The sequence below is a fragment of the Cellulomonas biazotea genome (genome assembly GCF_004306155.1).
Lineage (GTDB): Bacteria > Actinomycetota > Actinomycetes > Actinomycetales > Cellulomonadaceae > Cellulomonas > Cellulomonas biazotea.
The window spans coordinates 1-10,895 of the sequence record NZ_BIMR01000343.1 but is presented as its reverse complement, the minus strand read 5'-3'; the positions used below and the strand labels follow the sequence as shown (position 1 = coordinate 10,895).

Below are 10,895 nucleotides of genomic sequence, written 5' to 3'. Positions count from 1 at the left end.
CGCAGACCGCGACACACCTTCCACGCCGGCCCGCCTGGCGGGACCAGCCCTGCGGTTCAGTCGCCCGCGATGGCGCGCAGCGCGGCCAGGTGGTCGCGCAGGGCCGCGCGACCCTGCGCCGACAGCGTCAGCCACGTGCGGGGGCGCTTGCCGACGTAGCCCTTGCGCACGGTGACGTACCCGGCCTGCTCGAGGACGGTCACGGCCTTCGACAGGGCGGAGTCGCTGATCTCGACGGCGTCGCGGACGGCGCCGAACTCGGCCTCCTCGGTCGCGGCGAGCGCGGCGACGACGGACAGCCGGACGGGGGAGTGGATGACCTCGTCGAGGCGGGCGCGCGCGGGTTCGCCGACGGCGTCGGGGCCGGGCAGCGGGGGTGTCACGCGTGCGCCTCCCGCCAGGCGCCGCGCGCGAGGGGGAACGTCGCCAGGACGGCCGCGGCGAGCCACCACAGGACGGACTCGCGCAGCCAGGTGAGCCCGACGACCAGCGCGATCGCGTAGACGACGCCCCACGTGGTCACGGCGGCGACCCAGCGCAGGCCCATGCCCTGCTTGGTGACGGGTGCGCCGCGGAGCCAGGCGAGCGAGAGCGCGAGGAGGACGGCGCCGTACGCGCCGGCGAGCGTGAGGGCGCCGGTGTCGTCGGGGATGGTGGAGAGCCCGACGAAGAACATGAACGTGGAGGTGGCGTGGCCGGTGAGCCAGAGCGCGTGCCGGTTCTGACCGCTCGCGCGCAGGGTTCCGGCCGCGGCGGCGGAGCGGGCGAGGAGCGCGCGTGCCTCGTCGGGGGTGGGGGCCGGGGTCGTCTCGTTCTCCGTCATGCGAGTAGTTTCCACAATGGAAAGTAGATGCGCAAGCGGCAGTTCTACCCGGGGCGACGCAGCGGGGTCAGCGGCTGCGCAGCACGAAGTCCTGGATCGCGACGACGGCCGCTCCGCGCGCCCACTGCGCGAAGTCGCCGGGCAGCACGACCAGGTCGACCTCGGTGGCCTGCGGGTGCCGGTCGGCGGCGACGGCCGCGCGCACCGCCTCGTCCGCGACGACGGCCAGCTCGACACCCTCGCCCGTGAGGAGGACCCGCTCGGGCATCGTGAGGTTCGCGACCGCCGCGACGAGCCGCCCGAGCGCCCGCCCCGCGTCGTCGACGATGCGCCGCGCCGCCGGGTCGCCCTCGCGCGCGAGGTCGAGCAGGGCGTCCGACGTCACCGGGCGGCGCAGCGCGACGGCGGCCTCCGCCTCGAGCGCCTCGGTCGTGAGCATCGCGCCCGCGCAGCCGCGGTGACCCTCCGGGCACAGGGGGCCGTTGGGGTCGAGCGGGTAGTGGCCGACCAGGCCCAGGCCCATGTCGCGGTGCCGCACCAGGCGGTCGTGCACGACGAGCCCGTAGCCCACGCCCGCGCCGACGGTCACGACCGCGAACGTCGCCACGTCGCGCCCGCCCCCGAACCAGTGCTCGGCGGAGGTCAGGGCGGCGACGTCGTTCTCGACGACCGTGGGCAGGCCGGTCCGGGCCCGGACGAGCCTGCCGAGCGGGACGTCGTGCCAGCCGAGGAACGGCGCGACGTGCACGGTCGTGCCGTCGGGGGAGTGGCCGCCCAGGCTGACGCCGATCCCGGTGAGCGAGTCGGCTTGCAGGGTCCCCGGAGGTGCGGCCGTGACGACCGCGTCCGCGAGGTCGCCGACGGCGGCGACGACGGACTCGGGCGTCGACCCGGGAAGGTCGGCGCTGCGGGTCGCGAGGACCGTGCCGCGCAGGTCGACGAGCACCGCGTGCGCGCTGCCGACGGCCAGGTTGACGCCGACGAAGTGGTGCGACGACGCGTCGACGTCGAGGGGCCGGCTGGGTCGTCCGACGGCGGGTCCGGGCCGGTCGGGCGACTCGACGAGCAGGCCGCGCCGGACGAGGTCCTTGGTGAGGCGGGTGAGCGTGGGTTGTGAGAGGTCGAGGCGGCGGGCGAGCTCGGCGCGGGACAGGGGGCCGCGCAGCAGGACCTCGAGCGCGACCTGCAGCTCGGTGCCGCCCTCGGACCACTCGCGTGCCGCCACGGCCGTCCTCCTCGCGCTCGACCGACCGTCCAGGACGCACCTTACCTTCCGCCGTAGAAGCAAGAGGCGACAATCAAGCCCGAAAAGTGGGATCGCGACCACAGTTGACGGGATAGTTACTTCCACAGTGGAATGAACCTGTGTTCGCACCTTCCCGCCTCACGGCCCCCGTCCACCTCCGCTCCGGCGGCACCAGCGTCGTGGTCGACGCGTCCGGCGACGCGCTGCCCCGGATCGTCCACTGGGGCCCCGACCTCGGCCCGCTCGACGACGAGACCCTCGCGTCCGTCGTCGACGCGCACCGGTCGATCCCCGTGTCCGGCGGCCTGGACGTCGCGGTGCCCGTCGCGCTCCTGCCCGAGGCCTCGGCCGGCTGGACCGGCCAGCCCGGGCTCGCCGGCCACCGCGACGGCAGCGGCTTCTCGACGCGCCTGCAGGTCACCGGCACCGACGGCCCGCACCGCGGGGACGACGACGTCCTGCGCCTCGACGTCCGCTCCGTCGACCCCGTCGCCGGGCTCGCCGTCGACCTCGCCGTCGAGCTGCACCCCAGCGGCGTCGTCCGCGTGCGCGCCGCGGTCCGCAACACCGGCTCGACGCCCTTCGACCTGCACGGCGTGCTCCCCGCGCTGCCCGTCCCCGACGTCGCCACCGAGCTGCTCGGCACCACCGGCCGGCACCTGCGCGAGCGCAGCCCGCAGCGGCTGCCGTTCGTCGTCGGCAGCCACGTGCGGGAGAGCCGCACCGGCCGGCCCGGCGCCGACGCGAGCCTGGTCCTCGTCGCGGGTGAGCAGGGCTTCGGCTCCCGGCACGGCGACGTGTGGGGCGTGCACGTCGGGTGGAGCGGCAACCACCGGCTCGTCGCCGACCGCACCCCGCGCGGCGACGCGGTCCTCGCGGGCGGCGAGCTGCTGCTCCCCGGGGAGGTCGTGCTCGACCCGGGCGCGCAGTACGACTCGCCCTGGCTCTACGGCAGCCACGGCACGGGACTCGACGCGCTCGCGTCGCGCTTCCACGACTACGTTCGCGCCCGCCCGCAGCACCCGCGCACACCCCGGCCCGTCACGCTCAACACGTGGGAGGCCGTGTACTTCGACCACGACCTCGGACGGCTCAGCGCGCTCGCGGACGTCGCGGCCGACCTCGGCGTCGAGCGGTTCGTCCTCGACGACGGCTGGTTCGGCTCGCGCCGCGACGACACCCGCGGGCTCGGCGACTGGGAGGTCTCCGACGCGGTGTGGCCCGACGGCCTCGAGCCGCTGATCACGAAGGTCACCGGCCTCGGCATGCAGTTCGGGCTGTGGGTCGAGCCGGAGATGGTCAACCCCGACTCCGACCTCGCCCGCGCCCACCCCGACTGGCTGCTCGCCGTCCCCGGTCGGATGCCCGTGCCCGCCCGCAACCAGCAGGTCCTCGACCTCGGCCGGCCCGAGGCGTTCGCGCACATCCTGCGGCGGCTCGACGCGCTGCTCACCGACCACGACATCGCGTACCTCAAGTGGGACCACAACCGCGAGCTCACCGACGCGGGTCACGGGCACCTCGGCGTCGCGGGCGTGCACGGGCAGACGCTCGCCGTCTACCGGCTCCTCGACGAGCTCCGCTCCCGGCACCCCGGGGTCGAGATCGAGTCGTGCGCGTCGGGCGGCGCCCGCGTCGACCTGGGCATCCTCGAGCGCACCGACCGCGTCTGGGTGAGCGACACGATCGACCCCGTCGAGCGCGAGCAGATCCAGCGCTGGACCGGCCTGCTGCTGCCGCCCGAGCTCATGGGCCAGCACGTCGGCGGTCCCGTCTCGCACACCACGGGCCGCCGGCACGAGCTGTCGTTCCGCGCCGCGACGGCGTTCCTCGGCCACTTCGGCGTCGAGTGGGACGTCACGCAGGCGTCCGACGACGAGCGCGCCGAGCTCGCCGCGTGGATCGCCGCGCACCGCGCGCACCGCGACCTGCTGCACACCGGCACGCGCGTGCACGCCGACCTCGCCGATCCCGCCCTGCGGGCCCACGGCGTCGTCGCCCAGGACCGATCCGCAGCGATCTTCGTCGTCACCCAGCTGACGACGAGCGTGACGAGCCCGCCCGGCAGCATCCGGCTGCCCGGGCTCGACCCGGACGCGCGCTACGACGTGCGCCCGCTCCCGCCCGGGGACACGATCGAAGGGCACGGACGCGGTCCGCTGACCTGGTGGGACGAAGGCGTCCGTCTGTCAGGACGCGCCCTGCAGCAGATCGGGCTCCGCGCCCCCGCGCTCTTCCCCGAGCGCAGCGTCCTCGTGCAGGTCCGGCGCGCCGACGCGCCGACCGCACCCGAGCAGAGGGCCGCCGCTGCCGACGGCTCGCTGCCGACCTCAGGAGGAACAGCATGAACCGACGGTGGGCACGGCCCGCAGTGGGCCTCGCGGTCGCCGGACTCGTCCTGCCGCTCGCGGCGTGCGGGAGCGACGACAGCCGCACGACGATCACGTTCTTCCAGTTCAAGTCGGAGGCCGTGGAGTACTTCGAGGGTCTGGCCACGCAGTTCGAGCAGGAGAACCCCGACATCCGCGTCGTGGTGCAGAACGTGCCCGACCCGGAGACGGCGCTGCGCACGCGGCTCGTGAAGGACGACGTGCCCGACGTGCTCACGCTCAACGGCAACGGCACGTTCGGCGAGTTCGCGTCGGCCGGCATCTTCGAGGACTTCGCCGACGACCCGGTGCTCGACACGATCAACCCGGGGTACGTCGACATCGTCCAGGCGCTGGGGGAGTCCGAGCCGGGCGCCGTCAACGGAATCCCCTTCGCGGCCAACGCGAGCGGCGTCCTCTACAACGAGGAGCTCTTCGCCGAGGTCGGCGTCGAGGTCCCGACGACGTGGGACGAGCTCATCGCCGCCGCGCAGACGTTCGAGGCCGCCGGGGTCACGCCGTTCTACGGGATGCTCGGCGAGGCGTGGACGCCGCAGGCGCCCCTCGCACCGCTCACCGCGCAGACCGCCCCCGAGGGCTTCTTCGAGGACCGGTTCGCGGAGCGCACCACGTTCGCCGAGGGCTGGCGGACCGCGATCGACGAGCTGGGCGAGCTGTTCCAGTACACCCAGCCGGACCCCGGGGCGTCGGGCTACCAGGAGGGCACCCGGGCGTTCGCCGAGGGCAAGTCCGCGATGCTGCTGCTCGGCAGCTACGCCGTCCCGCAGATCCGCACGTTCGAGCCGGACTTCACCGTCGGGTCGTTCGCGCTGCCGGCCACGAACGACCCCGCGAAGACGACCCTGGTCTCGGGCGTCGACGTGCTCGTCACCGCCGGCGCGGGCGGCGCGCACCCCGAGGAGTCGCAGCGGTTCATCGAGTTCCTGCTGCAGCCCGACGTCGTGCAGGCGTACTCCGAGGCGCAGGTCGCGATCCCCGCGATCGAGGGCGCCGCGAACACCGACCCCGCGCTCGCGGGCGTCCAGGAGTACATCGACGAGGGCCGGCTCGTGGGCTTCACCGACCACCAGTTCATCCCGGCGATCCCGCTCGCCCAGCTCCTGCAGGAGTACCTGTTCGAAGGGGACGCCGACGCCATGCTGACGAAGCTCGACGAGAGCTGGGACAAGGTCGCGGCGCGCCGCACCTGGGGTCTCGGGAAGGTGGAGCAGTGACCGCCACGACGCAGGCCACGGTCGCGCGGGGCACCCCGCCGACGACGCCGATCCGCAAGCGCGGCATCGCGTCCCGCACACCCCGCGCGTTCTACTGGATGGTCCTGCCGGCGTTCGTGCTGTTCTTCCTGCTGCACACCGTCCCCGTCCTGCAGGGCGTGTTCTACAGCTTCACCGACTCGCCCGGCTACGGGCCGTACGAGTTCGTCGGGTTCGCCAACTACCAGGCGCTGTTCACCGACCCGCGCGTCATCCACGCGTATCTGTTCACGTTCCAGTTCGCGATCGTCGCGACCGTCCTGGTCAACGTCATCGCGCTGGCCGTGGCCGTCGCGCTCAACAGCCGGATCAAGTTCCGCACGACGCTGCGCGCCGTGTACTTCATCCCGTACGTGCTCGCGGTGCTCGTCGTCGGGTACGTCTTCCAGTACCTGTTCTCCATCTCGATCCCCGCGATGGCGCAGGCCCTCGGCAACGAGCGGTTCTCCACGTCGATCCTGTCCGACGAGAGCCTCGCGTGGATCGCGATCGTCGTCCTCGCGGTGTGGCAGGCGGCGGCGTTCAACATCGTGCTCTACCTGGCCGGCCTGCAGACCGTGCCGCACGAGCTCTACGAGGCGGCGTCGCTCGACGGCGCGGGCGCGTGGCGCCAGTTCCGCAGCATCACGTTCCCGATGATCTGGGGCTTCTTCGTCATCAACATGGTGCTCGCGCTCAAGGGGTTCCTGCAGGTGTTCGACCACATCGTCGCCATGACGGGCGGCGGGCCGGGCACCGCGACGGAGTCCGTCGGGCTGCTCATCTACAAGGGCGGCTTCCAGGGCGGCGAGTTCGGCTACCAGCTCGCGAACGCGGTCGTCTTCATGATCGTCATCATCGTGTTCGCCCTCGTCCAGTTCCGCGTGCTCCAGCGAGAGGACACGTCAGCATGAGCGCCGAGACGCAGACCCCGGGCCGCACCAACTGGTGGCTCACCGGTCTCATGATCTTCCTGTCGCTGAGCATCCTCGTGCCGCTGTACCTGGTGGTCGTGACGGCGCTCAAGACGCCGGACCAGCTCACGGGCGCGGGGTTCGACCTGCCGAGCCCGGTGACGTTCGGCAACTTCGGCGAGGCGTGGCGGCTCACGGACTTCCCGCGCTCCGCGCTCAACAGCGCGCTCATCACGGTCGGTGCGGTCACCCTGACGCTGCTGACCAACTCGATGGTCGCCTACGCGATCGCCCGGAACATGCACAAGAAGCTGTTCAAGGGGCTCTTCTACTACTTCATCGCGGCGCTGTTCGTGCCGTTCCCGATCCTCATGCTCACCGTCGCGAAGCTCACGGCGCAGCTCAACCTCGACAACCAGGTCGGGCTGGTCCTGCTGTACGTGGTGTTCGGCCTGTCGTTCAACGTCTTCGTGTTCGTCGCGTACATCCACTCGATCCCGCGCGAGCTCGAGGAGGCGGCGATCGTCGACGGCGCCAACACGTGGACCGTGTTCTGGAAGGTCATCTTCCCGCTGCTGCGGCCCATGAACGCCACGGTCGGGATCATCACGTGCGTGTGGGCGTGGAACGACTTCATGCTCCCGCTGATCATCCTGTCCGACCCGCGGGCCGCGACGCTGCCGCTGCAGCAGTACGTGTTCCAGAGCCAGTTCAGCACCAACTTCACGGTCGCGTTCGCGTCGTACCTGCTCGCGATGGTGCCGCTGCTGCTGGTCTACGTCCTGGCGCAGCGCTGGGTGATCTCCGGCGTGACGCGCGGCGCGATCAAGTGACGGCCATCCTGGCCTGACCCACCCAGCACCCCGGAGAGAGGACCGAGACCGCATGACGTGGACCGTCGAGGACGCCCCCTGGTGGACCAGCGCCGTCGTCTACCAGGTGTACCCCCGCTCGTTCGCCGACTCCGACGGCGACGGCGTGGGGGACCTGCGGGGCGTCCTCGACCACGTCGACCACCTGGCCGAGCTCGGCGTCGACGTCGTGTGGCTGTCCCCGATCTACCCGTCCCCGCAGGACGACAACGGGTACGACATCAGCGACTACCGGGACGTCGACCCGACGTTCGGGACGCTCGCCGACCTCGACGCCCTGCTCGCGGCGCTGCACGGGCGCGGCATGCGCCTCGTCATGGACCTCGTCGTCAACCACACGTCCGACGAGCACCCGTGGTTCGTCGAGTCGCGGTCGTCGGCAGACAACCCGAAGCGCGACTGGTACTGGTGGCGGCCGCCGCGGCATGGCATGGCCGCCGGCGCGCCCGGCGCCGAGCCGACGAACTGGCGGTCCTTCTTCTCGGGCCCGTCGTGGGAGCTCGACGAGGCGACCGGCGAGTACTACCTGCACCTGTTCAGCCGCAAGCAGCCGGACCTCAACTGGGAGAACCCCGAGGTCCGCGAGGCCGTCTACGACATGATGCGCTGGTGGCTCGACCGCGGGGTCGACGGCTTCCGGATGGACGTCATCAACGTCGTGTCGAAGGACCCCGCGCTGCCCGACGGACCCGTGCACGACGGCCTGTGGGGCGACGGCAGCGCGGCGTACACGAACGGCCCGCGCATCCACGAGTTCCTCGCGGAGATGCACCGTGAGGTCTTCGCCGGCCGGTCCGACCGGCTGCTGACCGTCGGGGAGATGCCCGGCGTCACCGTCGAGCACGCCCGCCTGTTCACCGACCCGGCGCGCGCCGAGGTCGACATGGTGTTCCAGTTCGAGCACGTCGGCCTCGACCACGGGCCCGGCGGCAAGTTCGACGTCCGGCCGCTGCGGCTCACCGACCTCAAGGCGTCGTTCGGGCGCTGGCAGGCCGAGCTCGCCGACGTCGGCTGGAACAGCCTCTACTGGAACAACCACGACCAGCCGCGCGTCGTGTCGCGGTTCGGCGACGACGGCCGCTACCGCCGCGAGTCCGCGACGATGCTCGCGACCGTCCTGCACCTGCACCGCGGGACGCCGTACGTCTACCAGGGCGAGGAGCTCGGGATGACGAACGCGGGGTTCACGTCGTTCGACGACTACCGCGACATCGAGTCGCTGCGGCACGTCGCCGACGCGCGCGTGGCGGGGCACTCCACCGACGAGGACCTGCTCGCCGGGCTCGCCGCGATGGGCCGCGACAACGCGCGCACCCCGATGCAGTGGGACGCCTCGCCGCACGCGGGCTTCACCACGGGTACGCCGTGGCTCCCCGTGAACCCGAACCACACGCAGATCAACGCCGCGCAGCAGCGGGCCGACGAGACGTCGGTCTTCCACCACTACCGGCGCCTGGTCGCGCTGCGGCACGACGAGCCCGTCGTCGCGCTCGGCGACTTCACGATGCTGCTGCCCGACCACGAGCACGTCTACGCGTTCACGCGCACGCTCGGCGACGACACGCTGCTGGTGCTCGGGAGCTTCTCGGGGGACGAGCAGCGGGTCGAGGTCGACGACGCGGCGGGGTCGGCCCTCGTGCTCGGCAACTACCCGGACGCGTCCGCGCCGGCCGACGGCACGGTCGTCCTGCGCCCGTGGGAGGCGCTGGTGCTGCGCACGCGACGCTGACCCGAGGCCCGGCGACGCGCGACGCGGGGCTCCGGTGCGGGTGACAGCGGTCAGCCCTGCTGGACGTCGACGACCACGCGCACCGGGTCCTGCAGGACGAACACCCGGAACGGCCGGTGCGCGCCGTCGACCCCGACGACCGACTGCGTCATGCCCTCGAACGTCAGGGGTCGCGTGACCTCGACGACCGTGCCCTGGCGCGGCCCGGCGTCCTGCGCGAACTCCTCCTGGCCGGTGTCCTGCGGGTACCCCGTCCCGGTCAGCCAGACGTCCAGCACCGCGTCACCGGCCACCTCGACCGGCTCCCCGCTGCCGTCCTGCACCGCCTGGTCGACGTAGGTCACCCGCCAGCCCGGGATGCCGCCGCCGGCCACCTCGTAGACGACCCGGTCGTACCCGTCGTGCGTCCCGACCCGCACGTCGACGACCGTCACACGCTCGCCCGAGGGCTCGGCGGTGAGCTCCGTCGCCGGGGGCGAGAAGTCCCCGAGCGGGTCCTCGTCGTCGGGGGCGGCGGTCGTCGGGGTCGAGGCCGCGGGCTCCGGGGCCGGCGAGGCGGCCGGTGACGACGCGGACGTCCCCGGCGTCGCGTCGCCGCCCTGCCCGTCCGACGAGCCCTGCCCGCCCGCCGCGCCCTGCCCGCATGCCGCGAGCAGCGCAGCAGCCAGCGCCAGCGACGTGAGCGACGCGCGCGTCCCTGTCCTCGTCATCGACCCCGGTCCTCCCTCGGCGTGGCGCGTCCTGCCAGGCTAGGCGGCCCGGTCGGGGATCCCGCCAGCCAGCGGCGTGTGTCGTCGGCGGCCCCGCTCGGCCGGTCGGGTGAACCGCGCCGGTCACCGGTCCCCGCGGCCGCCGAGGTGCCGATGGTCGGGAAGGAGCACGGGAGGTCGACCATCGAGGCAGCCGGCGAGCCCGCGGTGCACGTCCGCGGCCTGCGCAAGACGTACCGGACGTTCACGCTGCGCGAGACCGTGGCCGTCGACCGGCTCGACCTCACGGTCCCCGCGGGCGGCGTGCACGCGTTCCTCGGGCCGAACGGCTCGGGGAAGACGACGACGATCCGCATGCTCCTCGGCCTCGCACGTCCCGACGCGGGCACCGTGCACCTGTTCGGCACGCCCGTGCCGCAGCGGCTGCCGGACGTCGTGGGGCGGGTCGGCGCGATCGTCGAGAACCCCAAGCTGGTCCCGGGCTTCTCGGGCCGCCGGAACCTGCGCCTGCTCGCCACCGCCGTCGGCGTGCCGCACACCCGCGTCGAGGAGGTGCTCGAGCGCGTCGGGCTGCGCGACCGCGGCGCCGACCAGTTCCGCCGCTACTCCCTCGGCATGAAGCAGCGCCTCGCGATCGCGGCCACCTTGCTCAAGGACCCCGACCTGCTGATCTTCGACGAGCCGACGAACGGCCTGGACCCCGCGGGCATCCGCGACGTCCGCGCGACGATGCGGTCGCTCGCCGACGAGGGGCGCACGGTCCTCGTGTCGAGCCACATCCTCGCGGAGGTCGAGCAGGTCGCCGACACCGTGTCGGTCGTCGCCCGCGGACGCCTGGTCGCCGAGGGGACCGTCGCGGCCCTGCTCGCGGGCGACGGCGGTGCCGCGGTCCGCGTCGGCGTCGCGGAGCCCGAGCGGGCCACGGCGCTGCTGGCCGCGCGCGGGTGGGCCGTGCGCCGGGACGGGCACGGCCCACCCG

General features: G+C 73.1%; 10 protein-coding genes. 6 read left to right on the top strand and 4 right to left on the bottom strand.

Features of this window, described 5'->3' with window-relative positions:
• Positions 1-56: 56 nt before the first annotated feature.
• The 3 genes from CBZ_RS18260 to CBZ_RS18250 all read right to left on the bottom strand — a co-directional run bounded on the left by CBZ_RS18260 (position 57) and on the right by CBZ_RS18250 (position 2,048).
• The gene (locus tag CBZ_RS18260; RefSeq protein ID WP_130782892.1) at positions 57-383 is read right to left on the bottom strand and encodes a transcriptional regulator; all 327 of its coding nucleotides are present in this window, start codon (positions 381-383) and stop codon (positions 57-59) included.
• Positions 380-823 carry a hypothetical protein gene (locus CBZ_RS18255; protein WP_130782891.1) on the bottom strand — a complete coding sequence of 148 codons (444 nt, stop codon included), beginning with the start codon at positions 821-823 and terminating at the stop codon, positions 380-382. Before CBZ_RS18255 ends, CBZ_RS18260 begins: the two co-directional genes overlap by 4 nt.
• 67 nt (positions 824-890) lie before the next feature.
• Positions 891-2,048, bottom strand: a complete 1,158-nt coding sequence (locus CBZ_RS18250; protein WP_130782890.1) for an ROK family transcriptional regulator — start codon at positions 2,046-2,048, stop codon at positions 891-893.
• A gap of 140 nt (positions 2,049-2,188) precedes the next feature.
• On the opposite strand from CBZ_RS18250, the gene CBZ_RS18245 reads away from it, so the two are divergent.
• The 5 genes from CBZ_RS18245 to CBZ_RS18225 are packed head-to-tail and all read left to right on the top strand — an operon-like array spanning position 2,189 to position 9,206.
• The gene (locus CBZ_RS18245) at positions 2,189-4,417 is read left to right on the top strand and encodes an alpha-galactosidase (RefSeq protein ID WP_130782889.1); all 2,229 of its coding nucleotides are present in this window, start codon (positions 2,189-2,191) and stop codon (positions 4,415-4,417) included.
• On the top strand, positions 4,414-5,673 hold the full coding sequence (locus CBZ_RS18240) for an ABC transporter substrate-binding protein (protein WP_130782888.1): 1,260 nt from the start codon (positions 4,414-4,416) through the stop codon (positions 5,671-5,673). Before CBZ_RS18245 ends, CBZ_RS18240 begins: the two co-directional genes overlap by 4 nt.
• The gene (locus CBZ_RS18235; protein ID WP_130782887.1) at positions 5,670-6,605 is read left to right on the top strand and encodes a carbohydrate ABC transporter permease; all 936 of its coding nucleotides are present in this window, start codon (positions 5,670-5,672) and stop codon (positions 6,603-6,605) included. Before CBZ_RS18240 ends, CBZ_RS18235 begins: the two co-directional genes overlap by 4 nt.
• Entirely contained in the window at positions 6,602-7,438 is an 837-nt protein-coding gene (locus CBZ_RS18230) for a carbohydrate ABC transporter permease (protein ID WP_130782886.1), read from the top strand. The genes CBZ_RS18235 and CBZ_RS18230 overlap by 4 nt, the downstream gene beginning before the upstream one ends.
• Positions 7,439-7,490: 52 nt before the next feature.
• Complete coding sequence (locus CBZ_RS18225) at positions 7,491-9,206, top strand: glycoside hydrolase family 13 protein (RefSeq protein WP_130782885.1); 1,716 nt, start codon at positions 7,491-7,493, stop codon at positions 9,204-9,206.
• A gap of 50 nt (positions 9,207-9,256) precedes the next feature.
• Here CBZ_RS18225 and CBZ_RS21145 read toward each other — a convergent pair whose 3' ends face one another.
• Positions 9,257-9,916, bottom strand: a complete 660-nt coding sequence (locus tag CBZ_RS21145) for an AMIN-like domain-containing (lipo)protein (RefSeq protein ID WP_165446847.1) — start codon at positions 9,914-9,916, stop codon at positions 9,257-9,259.
• 153 nt (positions 9,917-10,069) lie between these two features.
• Between CBZ_RS21145 and CBZ_RS18215 the strand changes: the two genes are divergently transcribed.
• Positions 10,070-10,895, top strand: an 826-nt coding sequence (locus CBZ_RS18215) for an ABC transporter ATP-binding protein (protein ID WP_130782884.1), incomplete at its 3' end; no start/stop codon positions are given.